Genomic DNA, 25064 nt, shown 5'->3' on the forward strand with positions numbered 1-25064 from the left:
TCACCGCAGTGAGATGCGGAGCACCGAACCGGTGCCTTTGCAGACGCTGCAGTTCGTGACGAACGCGGAGTGCCCGCGGATCGCCAGCCCGCCCGGCGCGGTCAGCTCCTTCGACGCGATCTCCCGCTGCCGGCCGTGCCGGTCGACCCGGATCAGCGCTCCGGTCCGGTCGCCGGAGAGCAGGCCCTTCTTGGCGATCTCCAGCACGTACAGCTTCCGATCGGGCCCGAACGCCAGGTCGATGATGTTGGTGAAGCCCGACGCGTACACCGTCGGCTGGTGCCCCGGCCGGACCCGCCACACCCGCGCCTTGCCGGTCAGGAACGGGAATCCGGTCAGCTCGCCCACGTAGAAGGCGCCGTCCGGGCCCTGCACGACCGAGGTCGGCACGGCCTGCATCGGGATCGGCGTGCCCGCCGGCGGCCCGCCCGGGATGTTCGGTGCCGGGACCGTGCGGGACGAGAACACCGCCAGCGTCGACAGCCGGCCGTCCGAGCCCACCCGCACCAGCGAGTTGCCGCCCGCGTCGGCGACCACCTGACCATCACGCACCACGGCCACCGAGTTGGGGTTGGTATCCGGCGGTTGCACGCGATCGGGGTTCACCCGTTTCTCGTACGCCCCGAGGTTGGCGACCAGGGACGGCCCGGACCGGCCCGCCCGATAGAGCTTCGCCATGCCGGACAATTCCTTGATCTGCGACCGCAGGTCGGGGTTACCGCCCAGCCCGACCGTGAAATAGAGCGTGCCCCGCCGATCGACGGCCACGTCGGAGACGCCACCGGCCTCGGTGCCCTCCGGCGACGCCAACGACGGCAGCCCGCGCAGGACCCGCTTCTGCCGGCCGTGCGCGAGCCGGGTGATCGCCGCGGACCGGCCGAAGCACACCGGGCCACCCTCGGGACCCTCCTTCCGGCACGGGCCGGAACCACCCCGGCCGGCCTCGGCGACGTAGAGCGCACCGTCGGGCCCGAACGCCAGCCCGCGCGGATTGTCGAGCCCGGCCGCCACCCGGACCGGCGACGCGGCGCCACCCGCCGCGGCCGGCGCCGCCGAGACGAGCACGGCACCGGCCGCGAGGACGGCGGTGAGAGCGATACGTTTCGTGATCATCTGAGCCCCCTGAGTGCTTGACCAACATTCAGGACCCTGACCCTGGGGGAAGGTCAAGCCCATGGCCCGAACGGGCCGAGGCGCGTACCCGTCGTTGATCCGACCCCGGCCGGGTGACCTCCCGGTACCGTTCGTGGCCATGACCATCACGTTCGACGCTCTGGCCGACCGGGCGAGATCGCTGGTGGCCGGCGGCGGCCGGGCGGTGCTCGGCATCGCCGGCCCGCCCGCGGCCGGCAAGACCACCCTGGCCGAGGAACTGGTCGCCGCGCTCGCCCCGCACCCGCCCGCCGGGCTCGAGGCCGGCCGCTGGGTCGCGCACGTCCCGATGGACGGCTTCCACCTGGCCGACGTCGAACTGGAACGCCTCGGCCTGCGCGATCGCAAAGGCGCGCCGGACACCTTCGACGCGCTCGGCTACGCGGCCCTGCTGCGCCGGCTGCACGAGGACGAAGACGAGATCATCTACGCGCCCGGCTTCGAACGGGTCATCGAGCAGCCGATCGCCGGCGCCATCCCGATCGAGCGCACCGCCCGCCTGATCGTCTCCGAGGGCAACTACCTGCTGGTGGACACCCCGCGCTGGCGAACGGTCCGGCCGATGCTGACCGAGGTCTGGTACGCCGACCTCGACCAGGACACCCGCCTCGGCCGGCTGATCGCCCGGCACCTGCGCTTCGGCAAGGACGAGACGGCCGCGACCGCCTGGGCGACCGGCACCGACGAGCGCAACGCCGAGGTGATCCGGGCGACCCGCGAACGTGCCGACCTGGTAATCCCGGCCTCTTTGATCCACCGCATCGGCACCCCGCCCGCCTGAGTGGCATGCTTCAGGGCGTGTCCGTGGGTGAAGAGGTCGAGACCGAACCGCGCCGGCGCGGCGGCCGCGTCGTGCGCTTCGCGTTCATCGTCGGTGCCGTGCTGTTGCTGCTGTTCGGCGTGCCCTGGTGGACGCTGATCGCCGGCGGCAACCATTGGCCCACGCCGGTCTTCGTGACCGGCACGATCGTGGTCGTCCTGGCCGTCGCCGCCTTCCCGGCGCTGATGTTCAGCGGCCACGGCCGCCATCACCGCGACGGCCCCGCCAAGATCGCCGACACCGTGCTCGGCGTCGTCTGGGTCCTGTTCGTCTGGTCGATCATCGGCCAGGTCCTCGCGCTCGTCCTGGGCCTGGCCGGGGTCGATTCCCCGGCTCGCTATCGCATCGCCACCGCCGTGGTCACCCTGATCGCCCTGGTCCTGCTCCTTTGGGGGTACGCCGAGGCCATGCGAGTGCCGCGCATCCGCCGGATCGCCGTCACCATGCCGAGGCTGGGCCCCGGCCTCGACGGGCTGCGCCTGGTGCTGATCACCGACACCCACTACGGCCCGCTCGACCGGGCCCGCTGGTCGCGCGGGGTGACCGCCGCGGTGAACGCACTCGACCCCGACGTGGTCGCGCACACCGGCGACATCGCCGACGGCGAGGTGTCCCAGCGCCGCGAGCAGGCCGCCCCGCTCGGTGACATCCAGGCGTCGATGGCGAGGGTCTACGTAACCGGCAACCACGAGTACTTCAGCGGCGCCCAGCGCTGGGTGGAACACATGGCGGCGCTGGGCTGGGAGGCCCTGCACAACCGCCACGTGGTGGTCACCCGAGGCGACGACTCCCTGATCATTGCGGGCGTCGACGACCGCACCGCCGCCGGTTCCGGCGTCCCCGGCCACCACGCCGACCACGAGGCGGCGCTGGCGGGCGCCGATCCGGCCCTGCCGATCCTGCTGCTGGCCCACCAGCCCGCGCAGATCGGCGGCGCCGTAGCGCACGGCGTCGACCTGCAGATCTCCGGCCACACCCACGGCGGCCAGATGTGGCCGTTCCACTACCTGGTCCGCCTCGACCAGCCGGTCCTGCAGGGCCTGTCCCGCCACTCCGACCGCACCCAGCTCTACACCAGCCGCGGCACCGGTTTCTGGGGCCCACCGTTCCGCATCTTCGCCCCCAGCGAAATCACCCTGCTGACCCTGCACGCCGGCTGACCCGACCCAACTCGCCGGCGCGCGTCGCCGCGGCCCGGCACTGTCGTCCCACCACCGCCGGTCCGGCCGCGCTCTCAGGAGCGGCGGCCGACCTCGTCGGCCGCCGCCAGCATGTGGGCTGCGATCGGCTGTACCCCGGCCACGGTCAGCACCAGCCCGGTCGCCACCCGCTCGACCAGGCCCCACTCCCAGATCGCGGTCGCGTCGGTGCCGGTGCGCGTGGCCAGCCAGCGCGCCCTTTCCCAGGGATCGCCGTCGAGCAACTCGACCGGATCCTCGCGCATGAGCACCCCGAGATCGGCCTCCGGCTCGGCGATCAGCCCATCCGGGTCGACCAGCCTGAATCCGGCCGCGCCCCCAAGTCCGGCCGCGCCCCCAAGTCCGGCCGCGCCCCCGAGTCCGGCCGCGCCCCCGAGTCCGGCCGGTCTCCGGTCGGTGCCGGCGTCTCGGCGGTCCGCGCCCGCATTCCTGCTGTCGGCGCCCGCCGGGATGTCGCCGTCCACACACGCCGCACGGCGTCCTAGGAGGCTAGGCTCATTGGGTGGGTCTGTGCCGGCGGCGTGGGCCGCCCGCGGCTCGCCGATTGTCGCGCCTGAGCCGGCGAGCACGCTCAGTGCGTTCCACTGGTGCACGTCGCCGTGGATCAGCACCGCCCGGCGGGGATCCCAGGCTCGGCCCCGGCTCGCCGCGGCCGCCAAGGCCTGGTCGACGGCCGCCCGGCTGCATGGTTTGCCCAGCTCCGCCCACTTTCGGGGAATATAGGCGGCCTGCCAGGCGAGGCGGGTCAGGGCCGTCGGCAGGTCCGCGTCGGTTCGCCGCCACAGGGCCGTGGCCAGGTCGGTCAGGATCTCCAGGCGGCGTGGCTGCGGGAGGTTCAGCTCCGACATCGACGGGCCGAGATGTTCCAGAAGCAGGGCGGCGCGGTCCACGTCGTACGCGTAAAGGCGGCAGCAGCCCTCCCCCGCCGCTAGTCGCAGGACGGTGAGCTCGGCGGCGAAGGCCGCTCCGCGGCGGGGCATCAGGATTTTGAGGACCGCCGGCGTGCCGTCTTCGCGGGTGACGCTCACGACGTACGCCTCGGTCGCGTCGCCGAACGCCGCACCCGGCCGCAGCCCCCAGTCCCGGCAGAGGTCACCGACCAGCCGGGGAAGGTTTTCCAGCCAGCCGGAGGCGCCGGCGTCGCGGGCCTTGGCCCGCACCGCCGCCGGAATATCTCCCACGGACGCCGATGGTGACACACGTGATATCCGGCGGCCACGTAATTGCGTTGAAGAGTCTCCGGCACTTCCGGAGGATGGGGTTACCGCCTAATCGTCCAAGCCCCAGGGGTGTTTCATGCGCTTGCTTCGCGACCTGTGGGCCACGTCCCGGAGACGCACGGGCCTCGTGGCCCTGCTCATCCTGCTCGGCGCCGCCGGGCAGGCCGGCGCTCTCGCGCTGGCCGGCGCCGTCCTCGTCAATCGATCGTTACCGCTGTTCACCGTCCTCGCGGCGGCGCTCGTCGTGTCCGTGCTGAGCGATGTCGTCGTCGGTCTGATCTCGGCCGGGCTGACCGCCGACTGGGCCGCTCACGTGCGCCGCGGCCTCAACCGGGTCGCCCTCGGGCAAGATCTGCCGACCCTGGAGAACACGCCGGTCGGCGAGCTGCTCGACCGGATCGACTCGGACGTCTCGCAGGTCGGTTCCGAGCTGCGCGGCAGCGGCGTGCGGATCGCGCAGTCGGTGGCGGTCGCGACGCTGTCCATCGTCACCGCGTTCTTCGCCTGGTGGCCGGCCGGCGTCGGCATGGTGCTGGTGTCGATCCTGCTCTACTTCACGATGAACAAGCCGATCCAGCGCATCTCCCCGCTGCGGATCAGCGAGGAGGAGTCCTGGAGCGACCTGGCCGCGGTGATGGAGGAGTCCATCCACGGGCAGGACGACGTGCGCACCAGCCTGGCCGCGCCCTACGTCCGCCGGCTCTACGCGCAGCGGTCCAGCGAGGTGCTGCGCCGTGGCCGCCTGGTCTGGCGGTCCTCGTCGCGGATCACCATGGCGGCCGGCACGATCACCCGGTCGCTGATCGCGATCCTGGTCGTGGCGGGTGCGTGGGGGCTGCTGAGCGGGCACATCAGCGGGGCCCGGCTGACCGCGGTGTGGCTGCTGGCGCTCGGTTTCGGCGGCACCCTCGAGCACGTCACCCGGATGGTTCCCGAGCTGCAGAACGCTCTCGGCGCCTGGAGCCGGGTGCAGCTGCTGCGCGACGTGCCGCAGGAACCGACCGGCGGGCTCGAGCCGATCGACGGCGACCTGACCGTCCGTGACCTGACCTTCCGCTACGGCGAGTCGGACAGCGGCCGGCCGCCGGCGCTGCGCGACGTGAGTCTGTCGTTCGCGCGAGGCCGGTCGTACGCGTTGATCGGCCGCACCGGTTCCGGCAAGTCCACCCTGGCCAAGGTCCTCACCCGGGCGGTCGACGTGCCGCGCGGCACGGTGTTCCTCGGCGACGTCGACGTCAACGACCTCGACGTCGAGGGCCTGCGCCGGTGGACGGCGATCGTCCCGCAGCGCACCGAGATCCTGGCCGGCACCCTGGCCGAGAACATCGCGCTGTTCGACCACGACCTGCTGCCGAAGACGGCCGGCGCGCTCGAGGAGCTGGGCCTGACGGTGTGGGCGCAGAGCCTGCCCGAGGGCATCGACACCAAGCTCGGCGAGGGCGGCTACAAGCTGTCCGCCGGTCAGGAACAGCTGGTGGCGTTCGCCCGCATCCTGGTCCGCGATCCGCACGTGGTGATCCTCGACGAGGCCACCGCGCGGATGGACCCGGTCACCGAGACCTGGGTGCAGCGGGCCACCGACCGGCTGCTCGACGGCCGGATCGGCGTGATCGTGGCGCACCGCCTGTCCAGCGTGCAGCGCTGCGACGAGGTGGTCGTGCTGGCCGACGGCGAGGTGCTCGAGGCCGGTCCGCTGCGCGAGTCGCGCCGCTTCGCCGAGCTGCTGGCGAGCAGCAGCGTGACCGTCCCGGCCACCGTGCCGGCCGGCGGCGGGGTGGCCGTCGCCGAGCGCGACTGGGACACCGCCGCGCAGGTCGAGCTGGGCGCCGACGCACTGGCCAACACGCTGCCGGCGGTCGAACCGCCGCCGCTGCCGGCGGCACCGCCGGCCCGCACCATGCGGGAGATCGTGCGGCTGGCCACCAACGATCCGCGGTACGGCCTGGGCGCCGTCGCGCTGTACATCGTGCTGATGGTCCTGGGCCTGGACGGCGCGGTCCTGCCGCTGCTCTGGGTGAACGTGGTCGACGGCGTCGGCAACCCGCTGTACCCGGCGGTCGGCATCGCGGCCGGCCTGATCGTGGCCATCCCCGCCCTCTACTACACCGGGGCCTGGTTCCCGGAGTGGTGGGTGCGGCAGATGCTGCGGATCAGCCTGCGCCTGGTGCACGGGCAGGTCGGCCCGCGCCGGGTCAGCAAGCACACCCCGGCCGAGGTGGTGGCCCAGGGCGGCGACACCGAGCGGGTGGTGTTCCTGGCCGACAACCTGATCGACAACGCGAGCAGTCTGATCCTCATCGCGATCATGACGGTCGCGTCCCAGTCGATCGTGCCGGGCCTGTTCTTCCTCGGCACGATGGTGCTGTCCGGCCTGGCCGCGACCATGTTCGGCCCGCGCCTGGAGAAAGCGGCCCGCCGCACGGTCGCCTCCCGGGCGGCGTTCGCCACCGCCCTGGTGTCGACGCTGTCGGCGGCCCGCACGGTGAAGCTGGCCGGCGCGACCGATCCGGTGCTGGCCCACCTGGCCGGGCTGGACGCGACCCGCAGCGACCGCCAGCGCCGCGAGATCGTCATCCAGGTGTGGGCCCGGTCGACGCCGGCCCTCGCGAGCGGGCTGCTGCCGATCGCGGCGTGGGCGCTCTACCTGGGCGGGCACCTGTCCGCGGCGGCGACGCTGGTCGCGGTGTCCACGCTGGGTGCGGCCCGGTGGTTCGCCTGGACCACCGCGTCGCTGGTGTCGCAACTGCCGTCCGCGCGGGTCTGGACGCGTCGCACGGTGGCGATGACCGGCATCTCCGAGTACACGGCGGACGTTCCCGGCGTGGACATCTCGGCGGGCACCGCCCCGGCGCCGCCGACCGCCGCGCGCAACCCGCTGCGCCGCCTCGAACTGCGCGACTTCAGCGCGGTCCACGAGAACGGCACGGTGGGCGCGCAGGACGTCGACCTCACCGTCGATCGCGGTCAGCTGGTGCTGGTGGTCGGCCCGGTCGGGGCCGGCAAGTCGTCGCTGCTGCGGTCGCTGGCCGGGATCGTGCACCACACCGGTGAGCTGCGCTGGAACGGCAACCTCGTCGACGAGCCGGAGGTCTTCCTGCGGCCCAACCAGGTCGGTTACGTCGCGCAGCTCCCCCGGGTGCTGTCCGGCACGGTCGCCGAGAACATCCAGCTCGGCCACGAGCTGGATGCGGCCGACGCGGTGTCGACGGCCCAGCTGGAGCACGACCTGACGGCGTCCGGCGGCGGGCTGCAGCTGCTGATCGGGCACAAGGGCACCCGGCTCTCCGGTGGTCAGCTGCAACGGCTGGCGCTGGCCCGGGCCCTCGCCCCGCGCACCGAGCTGCTGATCGCCGACGACGTGTCCTCGGCGCTGGACGTAACGACCGAGCTGGAGTTGTGGCGGGCACTGCGCGCACACGGCGTCACCGTGGTCGGCTCGACCTCGAAGCGCGCGGCGCTGGCCCAGGCCGACAAGGTCGTCATCCTGATCGGCGGCCGGGTCGAGGACCAGGGCACCTGGCAGGAGCTGGCGGACCGCTGGGGCCACCTGGCCGGCTGACCTGAGCGCACGCTGAGAAAACTGCGGGTCACGCATCTTTGCGTGGCCCGCAGTTTTTGCTAGCGTTGCGGCGGTGGGGTTGCGGGAAGAAAAGAAACAGGCCACGCGTACGGCGTTGAGCTGGGCGGCCATCCGGCTCATCGTCAACCGTGGCTACGACCGGGTGCTGGTCGAGGACATCGCCGCCGAAGCCGGTGTCTCGCCCCGCACGTTCAACAACTACTTCGGCAGCAAGGCCGAGGCCGTCGCGTCCCGGCACCTCGACCGCTGCGTCCGGATGGCCGAGGCGTTGCGCGAGCGCCCGGCCGACGAGCCGCTGTGGGACTCCATCGAGCACGTCATGCTCGAGACGCTCAAGCCCGGCCCCGAGGTGACCGCGCACGCCCGCCCCGACAAGAAGGAGTGGGCGGCCGGCCTGCAGCTGATGTTCGTCGTCCCGGCCATCCAGGCCGAGTTCCTGCGGGCCGCGGCTCTCGCCGAGTCCGCGCTGGCCGCCGCGGTGGCCGACCGCACCGGCACCGACGCGGTCACCGACATCTACCCGCAGCTGGTGGCGGCGACGGTGACGGCCACGCTGAACGTGACCAGCCGCTTGTTCGTCGCCGACAATGCCGGAATGCGCGCCCTGATCACCGAATCGCTGCAGCACATCACCAAAGGCCTGCCACCACCCGCATAACCTCTCGCCATTTCCTCACGACCCGCGTTTCAACGCCAATCGCGGGACGGTCGCTGCTGCGTCTGGTGCACGGCCACGACCGTACGATCAAAGGGGTTTGAAATGGTTTTTGATGTTGTCATATCCGGGGCCGGACCCAATGGGCTCATGCTCGCCTGCGAACTGGCTCTTGCCGGGGTCAACCCACTGGTGCTGGAACAACGCACCGGCCCCTCGACCGAACAGCGCGCCAACGGCATGGTCGGACAGGTCATCCGGCTGCTTGATCGGCGTGGTCTCTACGAGCGACTGACCGATTCTCCGAGCCATCCCGCGCCGGCTCCGCAATTCATGTTCGCCGCATTTCCGTTGCCTTTGCACGAGCTCGCCGACAATCCGGTTTACATCATGATGGTGCCGCAGGTGAAGATCGAGGCGATGCTCGCCGCCCGGGCCGACGAATTGGGCGTCACCGTTCGCCACGGGCATGCGCTTTCCGGGCTGGCGCAGAAGGACGATCGCGTTCTCGTCGATGTCGACGGGCCGGACGGGCCCTACCGGGTCGAGGCCCGTTACCTGGTCGGCGCGGACGGCGGCCGGAGCGTCACCCGCAAGCTGGCCGGCATCGGCTTCCCCGGTGTCACCACCGACCGCACGGTCAGTCGCACCGCGCACATCACCGTGCCCGACTCCTATCGCGACGCGGTCACCGGCGGTCTGCGGGTGCCCGGCTACGGCGTGATCCCGCCGTTCCTGCACCATCGCACCGAGTCCGGGCTCGTCGCCTACGCACCGTTCCCGGACGGGCGGACATTGCTCAGCGTCAACACCCATGACATGCCGGTGGTGACGACCGACATGACCATCGCCGAACTCCAGGATGCCCTCACCCACGTGCTCGGCGGCATCGAGATGCCGCTCGGGCCGCCCACCGGCGACGGGCCGCACCTGCTGCGCCGTCTGGAAGCCGGCAACACCCGGCTGGCGGAGCGCTACCGCGACGGCCGGGTGCTGCTCGTCGGTGACGCGGCGCACGTGCACTCGGCGATGGGCGGGCCCGGTCTCAACCTCGGCCTGCAGGACGCCGTGAACCTCGGCTGGAAACTGGCCGCGACCGTCCGCGGGTGGGCGCCCGACGGGCTGCTCGACACCTACGAGACCGAGCGTCGCCCGGCCGGCGAGCGCGTCACCATGCACACCCTGGCGCAGCGGGCGCTGGTCGGGCCCGGGCCGGAGGTGACCGCGCTGCGCACGCTCTTCGCGGAGCTCCTGCGCGAACCCGCCGTGCTGCGACACATCGCCGCACTCATCGCCGGTTCCGACATCACCTACGCCGCGGATCCGCCGGCCGGCCGGTTCGCGCCGGACCTCGGGCCGGTCACCCGGTCGGGCCGTCCACTGCTCGTCGACAACACCGATTCGCTGGCTGACGTCGTCGCGCCGTGGCGCGACCGGGTCGACCTCGTCTCGGTAGCGGTCGAGGGGGCGTCGGCACTGCTGGTGAGGCCCGACAGCTACGTCGCGTGGGCCTCGGCGGGCGCGGCGCCGGACGCCGATTCGCTGCGCTCGGCGCTCACCCGCTGGTTCGGCGAACCCGCCGCGGTCAGTTGATCTGGCTTTCCATCTGCTTGATCGCGCTGGTGACGGTGTCGGCCGGGATCGCGAAACCCACCCCGATGCTGCCGCTGTCGGTGTCACTCGCGGTAGCGATCGCGACGTTGATGCCGATGACGTGACCGGACGTGTCGACCAGGGCGCCACCGGAGTTACCCTGGTTGATCGCCGCGTCGGTCTGGAACAGGCCGGACAGCTTCTCGGTGCCGGTGTCGACGCTGCGGTCGAGGGCCGACACGATGCCGGAGGTGACCGTGTTCTCCAGGCCGAGCGGCGCCCCGAAGGCCAGGACGGTGTCACCGACCGCGACGGAATCGTCGGCGGCGAACGTCGCCGGGGTCAGCCCCGACAGCCCGGTCGCCTGCACCAGGGCCAGGTCATGCGTGGTGTCGGTGGCGACGACCTTGGCCGGCACCGTCTGACCCGACGACAGCCGGACACTCACCGTGCCGTCCTCGGAGATCACGTGGTTGTTGGTGACGATCAGCCCGTCCGAGCTGATGATCACCCCGGAGCCGATCGCCGACGACTGCTGACCGTCCACCATGACCGTCACGATGCTCGGCTGCACGGCCTTGACCACGGCCGCCAGGTCATCGCCCTCGGTGACCGTCGCGGTGCTCGTCGCTGCAGCGGCGGTGCTGCTGGTGGTCGTGTCGGCCGAGGTCGGGTGGTCGATGAGGTAACGCTCGGCGAGCACACCGCCGGCGGTGCCACCACCGGCGACGAGCGCGAGCACGGCGGCCCCACCGGCGACGCGGCGCGGCCAGCGCCGGCCACCACCGGACGGCGGCATGACGTACGGCGGATCCGGCGGCGGCGGGGGCGTGATGTGGTTGTCGCGGTCATCGGCGTACGCCTCGTGGCCGCCTTGGTAGTAGGGGGGCCGGCTCATCAGATCGGTCATCGCGACGCCTCGCTTCGTTCGGGCTGGTGCGTCAACAGTTGCCCGGAAAGTTGTTCGGCACCGGTGAGCGGTCTGTGGGTTCGCTGTATGCCGCCGATCACCCGACCGGGTCGCGTCATCGCCCGCGATGGGCGCGCCGCCGCCCCGCCGCCCACACAGCCCCTAGCCTCTCCGGGTGCCTTTCGCCCGTTTTTCCACCATCCCGGTGCCCTTGCCACCGCGATCCGCCCACCCACCGGCCCGCACGGCGCAGCACGCGGCAGGCACCCCCGGCCGCCACCCGGCCCTGACCGCCGAAACCGTGGTGGCGCCGGCGGTTCAGCCGACCGGCGCGCCACGGGCAGATCGAGCCTCGACCCACCATGAGGCCGAGCCGGAGGTCCGGCCGGGGATGGCCGGGCCGAGAATGACCGAGCCGGAGGCAGAACGCTCCGCGCTGCCAGGCACCACGCCGGCCCTGACCGCCGCGACGGTCGCGCCGCGCTCCTGGCCGCCGGGCGCTTCTCCGGGCCAGGGCCACACCTCTCCCGGCCTCGCCCCTCGTGGGCCCAGGTGGAGGACTGCGCCGCCGGCCGGGCTGGTCGGGTGGCCTCGGGTTGTCACGGACCGGAAGCCGTTCGGGTCGGCTGCCTACGAAGAGGACGGTGCTCGATGAGGCGCGCGTTTGCTGCCGTCGCGATGATCGTCGCGCTGGGTGGATGCTCGGACGAACCGGGCGCCATCTCCGCCGTACGCCCGGAGAGCGATGCGTCCCCCGTACCGCAGGTGACCGCCACGCGGCCACCGTTGGTAACGCACCCGCCGTCGCCTCGCTCGGCCTCTCCTCGCTCGCCGCAGGCGGCCGAGACGGCGGAGCCGGCCGGTGCGGGTTCCGGCGAGGCCGGGCTCGACCGCTTCGTGGCGGCCGTGCAGAAGCAGCTGCCGGCCGTCGCCCTCGACCGAAGGGATGAGGAGGTGGAGGCGCTCGGCACCCAGGCCTGCGACGCTCTGGCCGCCGGTGCGGACGTGCCGGCCGTTGCCGGTGAGCTCGGTGCGCAGGGTGTGACCTCGGACGATGCCAAGAAGCTGATCGCGCTGGCCCGGACCACCGCGTGCCGTGGTCGGCCGAAAGTCTGAGATTCGCACAGCAGCTCGGGACCTAGGTCCGATGTGCTGCACAGCCTTCCCGCGGATTCTGGAGGTATCCCGTCCCCCCAGGGTCCCCGGCAGGAGGCAGACATGTCAGCACGAGAGATGTTCAACGCGGTCGGCACGGCAGTCGGTGGCCTGATCGGCTGGCCGGAGACACCACCTCCGGCCGATCCGGCCACCCTGCGTGAGCTGTTCGCCGATCTCGGGGTGACGATCGGTGACAGCGATGAGGAACTGACCGAGATGGTGTGCGCGTTCCAGGCCCGCGTCGGGCTCGACGCCGATGGCGTTGCCGGGCCGCACACGGTGCACCTCCTCGTGCGGTACGCGAAAGAGGTACGCGAGCGTCACCTGGGTATGGCGGCCTGACCCGCTCCGGTTATCGTCCCGGCATGGGCGAGTTGTTCACCTACTACGACGACGCGACGGGCGAGCGCACCGGCCTGACCGCGGCCGAGCTCGGCGGCTGGTCGGCGGCGACGGCCGCGCTGCTCACCGAGGGTTGTGGTCTCGAGAAGGGCAGCCGGGTGGCGGTGCTGCTGCCGCCGCACTGGCAGGCCGCGGCGGTGCTGCTGGGTGCGTGGTCGGCCGGCGTCGAGGTGTCCTACCGCGGCTGGGCGACGGCCGGCCTCTCCCCCGCAGGCGAGGCGCTGGACGCCACTTTCGTGGAGCGGCGCCGGATCGGCAACTGGCTGGACGAGGTGCCCGCCGGACGCCACCAGTTCGTGCTGGGCCTGGCACCGGCGGGCGCGCCCACGCCGGACGTTCCCGAGGATTACCGCGACTACCCGGCCGAGGTGCGCCCCTACCTGGGCGCGGCACCGCCGGCTTCGCCGGTCGGTGCGGAAGATCTCGCGGTGAGCGATGCGACTTTCGGGGAGTACGAGGCGGTCGCGGGCGGCGTAGCCGAGATGTACGGGATCGGGCCCGGCGACCGGGTGCTCCTCGACGCGGCCGGGAGTGAGCAGCCCCTGATGTGGTTGGTGGCGCCGCTCTCGGTGGGCGCGTCCGTCGTGCTGTGCGCCAATCTGGACCGCACCCGCCTGGACGAGCGGGTCGCCGCGGAGGGTGTCACCCGAGTCCTCGGCGCCCCGTGATCACGATCGGTCTATTGAGGACGTTTGCCCGCTGGAGATCATCTCCGCTTGCCGATTGCGTGGGCGGTATTCGATCAGCTGCGAACACAGCAGCAACCCCTTCGCGTCGGCACTGACCGAGCGCCTCGCCGCACTGCTCCCGGCCGGCGCCTCGATCGAGGACCTGGGCTGCGGCACCGGCGTACCCACCGCCGAGATCCTCGCCGAGCCGGACCACCGCGAGGTGGGTGTCGACATGGGCGGGCACGTCGAGTAGGCGACCGCAACGCGCAGGCGACCGCGTGTCGCGTGGGCGGGTTCAGTCGTCGAAGGTCACGACCAGTTTCGGGGTGACCGGCGTCGACTGGCAGGTCAGCACGAAGCCCTCGGCCAGTTCCTTCGGTTCCAGGGCGAAGTTTCGCCGCATCGTCACCTGTCCCTCGACGACCCGTGCGCGGCAGGTCCCGCAGACGCCGCCCTTGCAGGCGAACGGCAGGTCGGGCCGGGCGCGCTGCGCGCCCTCCAGCACGGTGTCGCCGGCGCCGACCGGGACCACGGTGGACCGCCCGTCGAGCACCACGGTGACCTCACTGGACGGCCCGTCGACCCGCTCGTCGTCGCGCCGCGGCGCGGGTGGCGCCTCGTCCACCCAGAACAGCTCCCGGTGAATGCGCTCCGGCGGAACCCCCGCCTCGCTAAGCACCTCGGTGGCATCGGCCACCATCCCGAACGGCCCGCACAACCACCAGTGATCAACCGCGCGCACGTCGATGAGCAACGGAAGCAGCTCCCGGATCTTCGCCGCGTCGAGCCGCCCGCTCAGCAGATCGACCTCCCGAGCCTCCCGCGACAGCAGATGCACCAGCTCGAGCCGCGACGGATGGCTGTCCTTGAGATCGGCCAGCTCCTCGGCGAACATCACGGTGGCCGCCCGCCGGTTCCCGTACAGGATGCTGACCTGCGCCTTTCTGTTCCGCAACAGTGAGGTCGCGATGGACAGCACCGGTGTGATGCCCGACCCCGCCGCGATCATCACGTGCCGCCCGCCGGCCTCCACATCGGGCGTGAAGCTTCCGGTCGGCGGCGCCACCTCGACCGCATCCCCCACCCGCAGTTCCCGCACGAGCCACGCCGACACGAGCCCGCCCGGCACCTCCCGCACCCCGATGCGCGGACGCGCCCCTTCCGGCGCGCAGATCGAATAGCTGCGCCGCTCGTCGTCACCGCCCGGTCTGCGCACGGTCAGCGACTGCCCCGCCCGGAACGCATATACCGAAGCCAGCGCCTCCGGCACCTCGAAGGTCACCGCCACCGCGTCGTCGCAGAGCCGCTCGATGCCGGCCACCCGCAGCGGATGGAAATCGCGCACGACCACGTCAGATCTCCTTCACGTGCTCGAACGGTTCCCGGCAGGCCAGGCACCGGCGCAACTCACGGCAGGCGGTGGCGGAAAACGCCGCGAGCCGCTCGCTCTCCGCGTGGCCGCACTGCGGGCACGCCACCGGCTCCTGCCGAACGCCGAGCACCAGCGGAACCGGTCCGGCGCCACGCCGGGGAGCCGCGCCCGGCGGCGCGATCCCGGCCGCGGCCAGCTTGGCCCGCCCGCTTTCGCTGATCCAGTCGGTGGTCCAGGCCGGCGCCAGCACGGTACGGACGTGAGCCCGCCCGAGCCCCGCGCCGTCAACCGCCCGAACGATGTCGTCCCGGATGGTCTCCATGGCCGGACACCCCGAGTAGGTAGGCGTGATCGTCACGACCACCCCGTCGTCGGTCTCCGCCACCTCCCGCACGATCCCGAGCTCGGCCAGCGTGACCACCGGCAGCTCCGGATCAACGACCGCCCCGACCACGTCGAATGCGCTCGGACTCCCGGCCCGGGCAGGCCCGATACCGGCGCCCGTCGACCGCAACGCCGTCGCGCCGCTCGTCACCGCGGCGGCCTCGGGCGGGGCCGGCGCTCGTGTCGTTTCGGTTCTGTTCACCACACACCGCCGGGGACGGCGCGGGCGAGTTCCTGCATCTCGTTGAGAATCTCGACCAGTTCCGGGCCGTGGACGCCGTCGCGGCCGGCGCCTACGGTCGCGGCCTCGAACGGGGGTGGTGGCGGGAGGGTGGCCACCCGGTGGACCTCGGCGAGGACGCCGTCGTACTCCTCGCGCAGTGCGGACGGGTCGACCGCGACTCCGGCCGCCGCGAGCCGGAGCTCCACCTCGTGCGGCTCGAACAACTCGCCGGCCGGTGGCTCGACGGCGTCCACCGCGGCGCGCATCCGCGTGTGGGACAGGTCGGTGCCGTCACCGAGGCGGACGACCCAGCCGGCCGCGTACTCCCGGTGGTAGGTCGCCTCCTTCACACCCTTGGCACCGATCGCGGCCAGAACCGGGTCGCGCGAGCTGGTGAGCCGGTCAAGCAGGGCGAGCCGCCAGGTGGCGAAGACCAGCAGCCGGGCGACGAGATGGGCGAAATCCTCGTCGGCGCGCTCGGCCAGCCGCACGTTGCGGAAGTCGGCCGGGTCGCGCAGGTAGGCCAGCGCGTCCTCGTCGCGGGCCGGCCCGCCGGCATTTTCGAACCCGGCCTGCTCGATCCCGGCCTGCTCGACCTCGCCGGCGCGGCTCAGCAGGAGCCTGGCCTGGCCGAGCAGGTCGAGGCCGATGTTGGCGAGGGCCATCTCGTCCTCCAGCTCGGGCGCGCGGGTCACCCACTGCTGCAACCGGTGCGACATGACCAGCGCGTCGTCGCCGAGCATGAGGCAGTACGCCGCGAGGTCGGCGGGGTCCACCCCGTCGGGCACCGCGGTCGGCACGCCGGCGAGCGGGTCGGAGAACCCCGTCCCATACGCCCAGCGGGCATCGTCGTCGTGGTCGGTGAGCGCGTCGTACGCATCGTCGAAAGACATGGCCGGCCTCAGATGTGCGGAACCGAGTCGGGAATGGCGTAATAGGTGGGATGCCGGTAGGCCTTGTCGCCGCTCGGCGCGAAGAACGCGTCCTTGTCGTCGGGCCCGGAGGAGACGACGTCGTCGGAGCGCACCACCCAGATGCTGACGCCCTCGTTGCGCCGGGTGTAGAGGTCACGCGCGTGGTGCAGGGCCATCTCGTGGTCGGCGGCCCGTAGCGACCCGACGTGCACGTGGTTGAGGCCCCGCTTGGCCCGCACGAACACCTCGAACAGCGGCCACTCGTGCCGGATCTCGTCGCTCATGCCCGTGCCTCCGCTCGTTTGGCCGCGTGCGCCGCGGCCGCTTCCCGCACCCAGGCGCCGTCCTCGTCCGCCCGCCGCCGGTGGGCGAGGCGTTCCGCGTTCATCGGTCCGCCGCCGGAGATGACCCGTTTGAACTCGGCCCAGTCGATCTCGCCGAAGTCGTAGTGGTCCCGGCCCGGGTTCCAGCGCAGGGCCGGGTCGGGAAGGGTGACCCCGAGAGCCTCGGCCTGCGGGACGGACATGTCGACGAACCGCTGCCGCAGCTCGTCGTTGCTGTGCCGTTTGATCTTCCAGGCCATCGACTGGGCGCTGTTGGGCGACTCCTCGTCGGGCGGCCCGAACATCATCAGCGAGGGCCACCACCAGCGGTCGGTGGCGTCCTGCACCATCTCGCGCTGGGCCGGCGTGCCCCGCATCATGGTCATCAGCAACTCGTAGCCCTGCCGCTGGTGGAAGGACTCCTCCTTGCAGATGCGGATCATCGCCCGCGCGTAGGGGCCGTAGGAGCTGCGGCAGAGCGGAACCTGGTTGCAGATCGCGGCGCCGTCGACCAGCCAGCCAATCACCCCGACGTCGGCAAAGGTCAGCGTCGGATAGTTGAAGATCGACGAGTACTTCTGCCGGCCCTCGATGAGCCGCCGGGTGAGGTCACCCCGATCAGCGCCGAGCGTCTCGGCCGCCGAGTAGAGATAGAGACCGTGGCCGGCCTCGTCCTGCACCTTCGCGAGCAGGATCGCCTTGCGGCGCAGCGTCGGCGCCCGGGTGATCCACGCGCCTTCCGGCTGCATGCCGATGATCTCGGAGTGCGCGTGCTGGGCGATCTGCCGGATCATCGTCCGGCGGTAGCCGTCGGGCATCCAGTCGCGGGGTTCGACCCGCTGATCCTTCGCGATGGTCTCCTCGAAGACCCGCTCATCGGTCATGACGCCTCCCACGTGAAGAACCCTTGCCCGGTCTTGCGGCCCAGCTCGCCGCGGGCCACCTTGTCGCGCAGCAGCCGCGGCGGGGCGAACCGGTCGCCCAACTCGGCGTGCAGATGCTCGGCGATGGCCAGCCGCACGTCCAGCCCGACCAGATCGGTCGAGCGCAGCGGGCCCATCGGATGCCGGTAGCCGAGCTCCATGGCCCGGTCGATCGCCATGGCGTCGGCGACGCCCTCCTCGAGCATGCGAATCGCTTCGAGCCCGAGCAGCACGCCGAGCCGGCTGGTGGCGAAGCCCGGCGAGTCGCGCACCACCACCTCGATCTTGCCGAGGCCGGCCACCCAGGACCGCGCGGCGTCGCGGACCTCGTCGCCGGTCTGCGGGCCGACGACCACCTCGATCAGGGTGCTGGCCGGCACCGGGTTGAAGAAGTGCAGGCCGAGGAAGCGCTCGGGCCGGCGCAGGCCCTCGGCGATGCCGGCGATCGAGAGCGAACTGGTGTTGCTGGCCAGCAGGGTCTGCTCGCCGACCGCGTTCTCGGCCGCGGCGAGCACCCGCACCTTCAGCGCGACGTCCTCGGGGACGGCCTCGACGACCAGGTCGGCACCGGGCGGCAGAGCTGCCACGTCGTCGACCAGGACGAGCCGCTCCAGAACCGCGTCGGCCGACTCGGTCAGTTTGCCCTTCTCCGCGGCCCGCAGCAGCCCCATGGCCACCCGGTCGCGGGAGGCCACGGCCGCGGCCGGGTCCCGTTCGGCGAGGCAGACGACCGCTCCGGCCACGGCGAAGACCTGCGCGATGCCCGCACCCATCCGCCCGCCACCGATGACACCCACCGTCTTGGGCACCGCGGGTTCGATCAGATCGCTCACGTCACGGCCTCCTCACGCCTGTCGGCCGCGCCGGGGCGGTGCGGGCGGTCATGGGCGGTCTCCGGCCAGGAAGGCCTCCATGCGGGCCTGCTTGTCGGCGGACTCGAACAGGATTGCCTGGGCCAGGTCGTCGGTGATCGGGTGACCGCCGGGGGCGTCGGCGACCAGCTTGGTCAGGCGCAGGGCCAGCGGACCGGACCTCGCCATCCGGTCGAGCAGGGCGTGGGACCGCTTGAGCAGGTCCCCGGCCGGGATCACCTCGGCGACCAGGCCGAGGCGCAGGGCGTCGTCGGCGTCCAGCCGGCGGCCGGCCAGCAGCACCTGTTTGGCGACGGACGCGCCGACCAGGTCGCGCAGCCGCCAGCAGGCGCCGGCCGCGGCGAGGATGCCGAGGCCCGGTTCGGGGTTGCCGAAGACCGCCGCGGGCGAGGCGAGCCGGATGTCGCACGCGTAGGCCAGCTCGGCGCCCCCGCCCAGTGCGTAGCCGTCGACGGCCGCAACGGTGGGCATCGGCAACCGGGCCACCCGGTCGAACAGGCGGCTGTTGATGCCCTGCAACGCCTGGTCGCGACCTCGCGCGCGCAGCTCACCGATGTCGGCGCCGGCGGCGAACACACCGGCGTCACCGGTGAGCAGGAGCAGCCGGGGCCGCTCCTCCAGGGCCGCGCACACGTCGTGCAGCTCCCGGACCATGGCCGCGTTGATCGCGTTGCGCGCCTCGGGGCGGTGCAACGTCACCACAACCCGGTCGTCGAGCTCCTCGACCGTGAGCGTGGTGGCGCTGCCGGGCGGTGCGGCCTCAGGCATTCGTCTCCTCCGGGGCCGGCACGTGGTGACGGGACTGGAGCGCGAAGAAGCGGCCGGTGACGAAGTAGTCGTCGGTGAGGGACGCGGTGGCGGCCGGGTTGGCACCGGTGCCGTGCAGGTCGCTGAAGGCCGCCGTCTGGTTGACGAAGACACCGCCGGTCAGGTTTTCCGAAAGGTGGACCCCGGCGTCGAGCGCGGCCTCCCGGGCGGCGGCCAGGACATCCGGGGAGGACGAGTAGACCGACGCCGTCAACGCGCCGTGCGCCCGGACCGTCTCGACGAAGATCTCCAGACTGTGCGGGGTGGAATCGGTCGCGATGAGGAACGAGACCGGACCGAACCATTCACGGGTGTAGGTCTTCTCGTCAGCCGCGTCGAGGCGGGCCACCATGGGGGTGCGGATCGTGGCGTTGGGGAACTGCTCCTCGGCGACCTCGGCGGACGGGTGAACCACCGACGGCAGCTCGCCCGCCTCGGCGAGCCGGCCCCGCACGCCCTCGTTGACGATGGCGCCGAGCGTGCCGGCCGCGCGTTTCGGGTCGCCGAGCAGCTTGTCGAGGGCGGCGGCCAGGTCGGAGCCGAACTCGTCGAAGCTCTTGTGGCCGGCGTCGGTCTCGATGCCGTCCCGCGGGACCAGCAGGTTTTGCGGGGTGGTGCACATCTGGCCGCTGTAGAGCGACAGCGAGAACGAGAGATTGCGCAGCAGGCCCTTGTAGTCGTCGGTGGAGTCGACGACGACCGTGTTGAGACCCGACTTCTCGGTGTAGACGACGGCCTGCCGCGCGTTGGCCTCGAGCCAGTTGCCGAACTCGCTGGAACCGGTGAAGTCGACGATGCGCACGTCGGGGTGGGTGGCGAGGGTGGCCGCGATGCCGTCGCCGGGCTGCTCGACGGCGAGGGTGACCAGGTCGGGGTTCTGGCCGGCCTCGGTGAGCACCTCGCGGCAGATCTGCACGGAGATGGCGAGCGGCAGGACGGCGCCGGGGTGCGGCTTGACGATGACCGGGTTGCCGGTGACCAGGCTGGCGAACAGGCCGGGGTAGCTGTTCCAGGTGGGGAAGGTGGTGCAGCCGATGACCAGGGCGACGCCGCGGCCGACCACGGTGGTGGTCTTCGTCAGGCGCAGCGGGTCGGTGCCGCGCTGCGGTTTGGCCCAGGCGGCGCCGGCCGGCATGCGGGTGGAGGCGGCCAGGGCGTAGGCCACCGCCTCGAGCGCGCGGTCCTGCGCGTGCGGGCCACCGGCCTGGAACGCCATCACGAACGCCTGGCCGGTGGTGTGCTGCACGGCGTGGGCCAGCTCGAAGCTGCGCGCGTTGATCCTCTTGATGATCTCGGCGGCGACCCCGGCCCGGCCCTCGGGGCCGACCGCACGCCAGGCCGGTGTGGCCGCGCGGGCGGCCGCGACCAGGGCGAGCGGGTCGGCTTTCGGGTAGCTCACGCCGAGCTCGATGCCGAACGGGGAGCGCTCGGTCGACACCGTGCCGACGGCGCCGGGCACCTCGATCGGGAACTGCTTGCCGAGCAGAGCGGTGAACGCCCGCTCGCCGGCGGGAGCGGAGTCCTCACCGTAGACGGACTTGCTGGGCGACTCCGGGAAGGCGGACCAGTAGTCGCGCTCGTGGGCGGCCTGGACGGCCCGCTCGAGCAGCTCGCGATGCGTCTCGTACAACTCGGTGGGGGTTGTCATCTGCGCTCCATTGCGGTTGGCTGTGTCTTAAATCTCTACCGAACGTTCGGTCGGTTATCAAGGGTCGGGAGTGAAGGTGGCACAGACTCCGGCGCACGACATGTTCGACCGCGACACCGCGTCCAAGGCCCTCGGCATCGAACTGCTCGACGCCGGCGACGGGCAGGCCACGGTGCGGATGCGGGTCACCGGCGACATGGTCAACGGGCACGCGATGACCCACGGCGGTTATGTGTTCATGCTCGCCGACACGGCCTTCGCGTGTGCCTGTAACAGCCACGGCCCGGTCACCGTGGCGGCCGGTGCCGACATCTCGTTCCTGCGACCGACGGCGCCCGGTGACGTGCTCACGGCGTACGCCGAGGAAAGAGTGACCAGCGGTCGCAGCGGGATCTACGACGTGACCGTGACCTGCGATGGCGACGTGGTCGCCGAGTTCCGCGGCCGCAGCCGCGTGATCAGCCCGGGACAGCCGGCATGACGGCGCCGACGCCGCGGCGCCGCGGACGGCCCGGCCATGACCAGGACGCCGTGCTCAGCGCCGCGGTACGCCTGTTCAACGAGCAGGGCTACGACGCGACCAGCATGTTCGACATCGCCGAGTCGCTCGGCATCACCAAGTCGAGCGTTTATCACCACATCAGCGGCAAGGAGCAGTTGCTGCAGATGGCGATGGACCGGGCACTCGACGGGCTGTTCGAAGCGGCCGAAGATGTCCGTGGGACCGGTCTCCCCGCCATCGAGCGGCTCGAGCGGCTGATCAGACGCAGCGTGCTCGTGCTCGCGGAACGTTTCGAGTTCGTCACCGTCCTCCTACGGGTACGGGGCAACACGGAGGTTGAACAACACGCGCTGACGCGGCGGCGCGAATTCGACACGGTCGTGACCGAGCTGGTCAAGCAGGCACAGGCGGAGGGTGGCGTCCGGCCGGACGTCGACCCGGCCACCGCCGCGCGCCTGCTGCTCGGCATGGTCAATTCGCTCACCGAGTGGTACAAACCGCGGCCCGGCGGCGCGGAGGCCATCGCCGACGCCGTCAGCAGCATCGCCTTCGAGGGATTGCGTATGTAGGAGGTATGGAACGTGCTGGACCGCTCCCCCCGCCCCGAAGCTCTCGACCCGATCGAGCGCGCCTCCGTCGACGAGTTGCGCGACCTGCAGCTGAGCCGGCTGAAATGGTCGCTTCACCACGCGTACGAGAACGTGCCGCAATACCGCAAGCTGTTCGACGAACGTCAGGTGCACCCCGCCGACCTGCACGATCTCGCCGATCTGGCGAAGTTTCCGTTCACCGACAAGGCGACGCTGCGGGCGAACTATCCGTTCGGCATGTTCGCCGTGCCGCGGGAGCGAATCGCCCGGGTGCACGCGTCCTCCGGCACGACCGGCCGGCCCACCGTCGTCGGTTACACCAAGGACGACCTGCACGTCTGGGCCCGGCTGATGGCCCGGTCGATCCGCGCCTCGGGCGGCCGGCCCGGTGACCGCGTGCACGTCGCCTACGGGTACGGCCTGTTCACCGGCGGGCTGGGCGCGCACTACGGCGCCGAGGAACTGGGTTGCACCGTCATCCCGGTCTCCGGTGGGATGACCGAGCGCCAAGTCATGCTGATCAAGGACTTCGAGCCGGAAATCATCATGGTCACGCCGAGTTATCTGCTGGCCATCGTGGACGAGATGGAGCGGCAGGGCATCGATCCGCGGGCCACGTCCCTGCAGGTCGGCATCTTCGGTGCCGAGCCCTGGACGCAGGACCTGCGCCGCGAGATCGAGGAGCGCCTCGACATGCACGCGCTCGACATCTACGGCCTTTCCGAGGTCATGGGCCCCGGCGTCGCGACCGAGTGCATCGAGACCAAGGACGGTCCGCACGTCTGGGAGGACCACTTCCTCCCCGAGATCATCGACCCGGACACCGGCGAGGTGCTGCCCGACGGCGAGATCGGCGAGCTGGTCTTCACCTCGCTCACCAAGCAGGCCATGCCGGTCGTCCGCTACCGCACCCGCGATCTGACCCGACTGCTGCCCGGCACCGCCCGCCCGATGCACCGGATCGAGAAGATCACCGGCCGCACGGACGACATGATGATCGTCCGCGGGGTCAACGTCTTCCCGACCCAGATCGAGGAACTGATCCTGCGCACACCCGCCCTCGCACCGCATTTCCAGTGCGTGCTGACCCGCGACGGCCGGCTCGACGCCCTCGCGGTCCGGGTGGAGCGCCGCGCCGGGACGAACCCCGCGGTGGCCGCGCAGGCCGGCCACGATCTGGCCACCACGATCAAGAACAACATCGGAGTTTCCGTACGGGTGGAAGTCATCGAACCCGATGGGGTCGAGCGATCGATGGGCAAGGCGCGCCGGATCGTCGACCTGCGGAGTGCCGCATGAGGGGGTGCGTGGACGGGCTAGCGTAATCGCCGATGCTCAGCCGGATCGTTCCTCCATTTGCCGTGACGCTGTGCCTGGTCCTGGCGGGCTGCTCGCCGGACCCGCCGACCACCGCGTCCGCGCCGCCGCCGTCGTCCCAGTCCCCGTCGTTGCAGTCCCCGTCGTCCTCGCCGCCGTCCTCCCCCTCGCCACCGCCGTCAACCTCGCCATCCGCCTCTCCCCCGGCCGATTGCGTGACCCGCACGCTCGGGCGACTCGGCCCGGCCGAGCTCGCGGGGCAGGTGCTGATGATCGGCACCTCGGTGAACGCGCCCAGCGGCCTCGGTGACACCGTGCGGCGCTACCACCTGGGCGGGGTGTTCCTGCACGGCCGCAGCACGCACACCGCCGGGCAGTTGCGCTCCGACATCGCGGAGCTGCAGAAACGGGCGCAGCTGCCGCTCCTGGTCTCGCTCGACCAGGAGGGCGGCAACGTGCAGACGCTCAAGGGCCCCGACTTCCCGCGGATCCCCACGGCGGAGCAACTCGGCGCCGGGCCGGCCGCCAAGCTGCGGAGCACCACGACGGACAGCGCCCGCCGCCTCGCCGCGATCGGCGTGACCATCAATCTGGCCCCGGTCGCTGACACCGTGCCGGCCTCGCTGGGCGAGCGGAACCCGCCCATCGGCTACTGGCACCGGCAGTACGGCTCCGACCCGGCCAAGGTCGCCGCGAGCATCCGCACGATCGTCCCGGCCAGCCAGGACGCCGGCGTCCTGACCGTGGTCAAGCACTTCCCGGGGCTCGGCCGAGTCACCGCCAACACGGACACCTCGGCGAAGGCCGTCGACAACACGGCGACCGACAAGGATCCCTATCTCGGCCCGTTCGTCGAGGGCATCAAGGCCGGCTCGGGCGGGGTGATGATCTCGTCGGCGCGCTATCCGCGACTCGACCCGTCGGCGATCGCCGCGTTCTCGGCGCCGATCGTGACCGGCCTCCTGCGGCAGCGCCTCGGCTACCAAGGGCTGATCATGTCGGACGACCTCGGTGCCGCGGTGGCGCTCGGTTCGGTGCCGGCCGGGCAGCGGGCCGTCCGGTTCGTCGCGGCCGGCGGCGATCTGGTGCTCACCATCCGGCCGTCCGACGCGGCGCCGATGGCCGCGGCCCTGATCGAGCGGGCCGCCGGCGATCCGCCCTTCCGCGCCCGGCTGACCGACGCGGCCCGGCACGTGCTCGCCGCCAAGGACCGGGCCGGGCTGCTCAGCTGCGCGGACTGAACGGCGGAGCGGTGCTGCCCCGCACCACCAGGTGCGGGACCAGCACGGTCTCGATCCGCTGGGTGCGGCCGTCGTCGAGCCGGGAGACGGCGGCCAGCACCGCGTTGCGGGCCTGCGCCGGGGCGTCCTGGTTGACCGAGGTCAGGTCGATGTGGGCGAGGCGGGCCAGGATGCTGTCGTCGTAGCCGACCAGGGAGATCCGGCCCGGCACGTCGACGCCGGCCCGCACGAACGCGTCCATCAGGCCGATCGCGAGCCGGTCGTTCGAGGCCACCGCCGCCGTGGGCAGGTCGTGCCCGGCGAGGAGGCGGCGCCCGGCGCGTACGCCGCCCTCCTCGGTGTGATCGCCCGCGACGATCAGCGGAACCAGACCGGCCCGGCGTATCGCGCGGCGATAGCCGCGACGCCGGATGGCCGCCACCGCGCCGTGCCCACCGTCGACGAACGCGATCTGCTCATGCCCGAGATCGATCAGATGCCGCAGGGCCGCGTCGACGCCCACGTCGTCGGCCGGGCGGACCACGTCGACCTGGGCCGTGCCCACCGTGCGGCCGACCACCACGCAGGGCACCTGCGCCGCCAGCCGCT

Annotated in this window: 25 protein-coding genes; 13 read left to right on the plus strand and 12 right to left on the minus strand. The window is 71.9% G+C overall.

Annotation, left to right across the window (positions count from 1 at the left end; all coding sequences use genetic code 11):
• Complete coding sequence (locus tag Ato02nite_RS28810; protein WP_213009781.1) at positions 1 to 1113, minus strand: ScyD/ScyE family protein; 1113 nt, start codon at positions 1111 to 1113, stop codon at positions 1 to 3.
• Positions 1114 to 1252: 139 nt separating this feature from the next.
• Here Ato02nite_RS28810 and Ato02nite_RS28815 point away from each other — a divergent pair, with 139 nt between their 5' ends.
• Both Ato02nite_RS28815 and Ato02nite_RS28820 read left to right on the plus strand, forming a co-directional pair.
• Positions 1253 to 1933: a nucleoside/nucleotide kinase family protein gene (locus Ato02nite_RS28815; RefSeq protein ID WP_213009782.1), complete on the plus strand. Its 681-nt coding sequence runs from the start codon at positions 1253 to 1255 to the stop codon at positions 1931 to 1933.
• Positions 1934 to 1950: 17 nt separating this feature from the next.
• Positions 1951 to 3132: a metallophosphoesterase gene (locus tag Ato02nite_RS28820; protein ID WP_246607503.1), complete on the plus strand. Its 1182-nt coding sequence runs from the start codon at positions 1951 to 1953 to the stop codon at positions 3130 to 3132.
• A gap of 74 nt (positions 3133 to 3206) precedes the next feature.
• Here Ato02nite_RS28820 and Ato02nite_RS28825 read toward each other — a convergent pair whose 3' ends face one another.
• Positions 3207 to 4352 (minus strand): aminoglycoside phosphotransferase family protein, encoded by a 1146-nt coding sequence (locus tag Ato02nite_RS28825; protein WP_246607504.1) that lies wholly within the window; start codon positions 4350 to 4352, stop codon positions 3207 to 3209.
• 115 nt (positions 4353 to 4467) lie between these two features.
• On the opposite strand from Ato02nite_RS28825, the gene Ato02nite_RS28830 reads away from it, so the two are divergent.
• From Ato02nite_RS28830 to Ato02nite_RS28840, 3 genes are all read left to right on the plus strand, one after another.
• Positions 4468 to 7950 (plus strand): ATP-binding cassette domain-containing protein, encoded by a 3483-nt coding sequence (locus Ato02nite_RS28830; RefSeq protein ID WP_213009784.1) that lies wholly within the window; start codon positions 4468 to 4470, stop codon positions 7948 to 7950.
• Between the two features lie 73 nt (positions 7951 to 8023).
• A complete protein-coding gene (locus Ato02nite_RS28835; RefSeq protein WP_246607505.1) occupies positions 8024 to 8629 on the plus strand; it encodes a TetR/AcrR family transcriptional regulator in 606 nt (201 codons plus the stop codon).
• 102 nt (positions 8630 to 8731) lie between these two features.
• A complete protein-coding gene (locus Ato02nite_RS28840) occupies positions 8732 to 10219 on the plus strand; it encodes an FAD-dependent monooxygenase (protein WP_213009785.1) in 1488 nt (495 codons plus the stop codon).
• Here the strand turns inward: Ato02nite_RS28840 and Ato02nite_RS28845 are convergent.
• Positions 10212 to 11129, minus strand: a complete 918-nt coding sequence (locus Ato02nite_RS28845) for a S1C family serine protease (protein ID WP_213009786.1) — start codon at positions 11127 to 11129, stop codon at positions 10212 to 10214. The genes Ato02nite_RS28840 and Ato02nite_RS28845 overlap by 8 nt on opposite strands.
• A 651-nt stretch (positions 11130 to 11780) precedes the next feature.
• Between Ato02nite_RS28845 and Ato02nite_RS28850 the strand changes: the two genes are divergently transcribed.
• The 4 genes from Ato02nite_RS28850 (at position 11781) to Ato02nite_RS28865 (ending at position 13613) form a co-directional block, all read left to right on the plus strand.
• Complete coding sequence (locus Ato02nite_RS28850; protein WP_213009787.1) at positions 11781 to 12245, plus strand: DUF732 domain-containing protein; 465 nt, start codon at positions 11781 to 11783, stop codon at positions 12243 to 12245.
• Between the two features lie 102 nt (positions 12246 to 12347).
• Positions 12348 to 12629 (plus strand): peptidoglycan-binding protein, encoded by a 282-nt coding sequence (locus Ato02nite_RS28855; RefSeq protein WP_213009788.1) that lies wholly within the window; start codon positions 12348 to 12350, stop codon positions 12627 to 12629.
• A 23-nt stretch (positions 12630 to 12652) separates the two neighbouring features.
• The gene (locus Ato02nite_RS28860; protein WP_213009789.1) at positions 12653 to 13357 is read left to right on the plus strand and encodes a TIGR03089 family protein; all 705 of its coding nucleotides are present in this window, start codon (positions 12653 to 12655) and stop codon (positions 13355 to 13357) included.
• 55 nt (positions 13358 to 13412) lie between these two features.
• Complete coding sequence (locus tag Ato02nite_RS28865; RefSeq protein ID WP_213009790.1) at positions 13413 to 13613, plus strand: class I SAM-dependent methyltransferase; 201 nt, start codon at positions 13413 to 13415, stop codon at positions 13611 to 13613.
• A gap of 42 nt (positions 13614 to 13655) precedes the next feature.
• Here the strand turns inward: Ato02nite_RS28865 and paaE are convergent, their stop codons facing one another.
• From paaE to paaN, 8 genes are all read right to left on the minus strand, one after another.
• Positions 13656 to 14711 carry a 1,2-phenylacetyl-CoA epoxidase subunit PaaE gene (gene paaE, locus Ato02nite_RS28870; RefSeq protein WP_213009791.1) on the minus strand — a complete coding sequence of 352 codons (1056 nt, stop codon included), beginning with the start codon at positions 14709 to 14711 and terminating at the stop codon, positions 13656 to 13658.
• 1 nt (position 14712) lies between these two features.
• On the minus strand, positions 14713 to 15225 hold the full coding sequence (paaD, locus tag Ato02nite_RS28875; protein WP_213009808.1) for a 1,2-phenylacetyl-CoA epoxidase subunit PaaD: 513 nt from the start codon (positions 15223 to 15225) through the stop codon (positions 14713 to 14715).
• Between the two features lie 89 nt (positions 15226 to 15314).
• Complete coding sequence (gene paaC / locus Ato02nite_RS28880) at positions 15315 to 16232, minus strand: 1,2-phenylacetyl-CoA epoxidase subunit PaaC (protein WP_213009792.1); 918 nt, start codon at positions 16230 to 16232, stop codon at positions 15315 to 15317.
• A gap of 8 nt (positions 16233 to 16240) precedes the next feature.
• On the minus strand, positions 16241 to 16537 hold the full coding sequence (paaB, locus tag Ato02nite_RS28885) for a 1,2-phenylacetyl-CoA epoxidase subunit PaaB (RefSeq protein ID WP_213009793.1): 297 nt from the start codon (positions 16535 to 16537) through the stop codon (positions 16241 to 16243).
• A complete protein-coding gene (gene paaA / locus Ato02nite_RS28890) occupies positions 16534 to 17460 on the minus strand; it encodes a 1,2-phenylacetyl-CoA epoxidase subunit PaaA (RefSeq protein ID WP_213009794.1) in 927 nt (308 codons plus the stop codon). The genes paaB and paaA overlap by 4 nt, the downstream gene beginning before the upstream one ends.
• Positions 17457 to 18332 (minus strand): 3-hydroxyacyl-CoA dehydrogenase family protein, encoded by an 876-nt coding sequence (locus tag Ato02nite_RS28895; protein WP_281419816.1) that lies wholly within the window; start codon positions 18330 to 18332, stop codon positions 17457 to 17459. Before Ato02nite_RS28895 ends, paaA begins: the two co-directional genes overlap by 4 nt.
• A gap of 48 nt (positions 18333 to 18380) precedes the next feature.
• The gene (locus tag Ato02nite_RS28900) at positions 18381 to 19139 is read right to left on the minus strand and encodes an enoyl-CoA hydratase/isomerase family protein (RefSeq protein ID WP_213009795.1); all 759 of its coding nucleotides are present in this window, start codon (positions 19137 to 19139) and stop codon (positions 18381 to 18383) included.
• Positions 19132 to 20826, minus strand: coding sequence for a phenylacetic acid degradation protein PaaN (gene paaN, locus Ato02nite_RS28905; RefSeq protein ID WP_213009796.1), 1695 nt, complete (start codon positions 20824 to 20826; stop codon positions 19132 to 19134). The genes Ato02nite_RS28900 and paaN overlap by 8 nt, the downstream gene beginning before the upstream one ends.
• A 100-nt stretch (positions 20827 to 20926) precedes the next feature.
• Here paaN and paaI point away from each other — a divergent pair, with 100 nt between their 5' ends.
• The 4 genes from paaI to Ato02nite_RS28925 are packed head-to-tail and all read left to right on the plus strand — an operon-like array spanning position 20927 to position 24476.
• Positions 20927 to 21307: a hydroxyphenylacetyl-CoA thioesterase PaaI gene (paaI, locus tag Ato02nite_RS28910; RefSeq protein ID WP_213009810.1), complete on the plus strand. Its 381-nt coding sequence runs from the start codon at positions 20927 to 20929 to the stop codon at positions 21305 to 21307.
• Positions 21304 to 21897 (plus strand): TetR/AcrR family transcriptional regulator, encoded by a 594-nt coding sequence (locus Ato02nite_RS28915; RefSeq protein ID WP_213009797.1) that lies wholly within the window; start codon positions 21304 to 21306, stop codon positions 21895 to 21897. Before paaI ends, Ato02nite_RS28915 begins: the two co-directional genes overlap by 4 nt.
• A 12-nt stretch (positions 21898 to 21909) precedes the next feature.
• The gene (paaK, locus tag Ato02nite_RS28920) at positions 21910 to 23217 is read left to right on the plus strand and encodes a phenylacetate--CoA ligase PaaK (protein ID WP_213009798.1); all 1308 of its coding nucleotides are present in this window, start codon (positions 21910 to 21912) and stop codon (positions 23215 to 23217) included.
• Positions 23218 to 23249: 32 nt separating this feature from the next.
• Positions 23250 to 24476: a glycoside hydrolase family 3 N-terminal domain-containing protein gene (locus Ato02nite_RS28925; protein ID WP_246607507.1), complete on the plus strand. Its 1227-nt coding sequence runs from the start codon at positions 23250 to 23252 to the stop codon at positions 24474 to 24476.
• Here the strand turns inward: Ato02nite_RS28925 and Ato02nite_RS28930 are convergent.
• Positions 24460 to 25064: LacI family DNA-binding transcriptional regulator (locus Ato02nite_RS28930; RefSeq protein ID WP_213009799.1), on the minus strand; the 605-nt coding region annotated here is incomplete at its 5' end. The two genes, Ato02nite_RS28925 and Ato02nite_RS28930, sit on opposite strands and share 17 nt — an antisense overlap.

Source organism: Paractinoplanes toevensis (genome assembly GCF_018332695.1).
GTDB lineage: Bacteria > Actinomycetota > Actinomycetes > Mycobacteriales > Micromonosporaceae > Actinoplanes > Actinoplanes toevensis.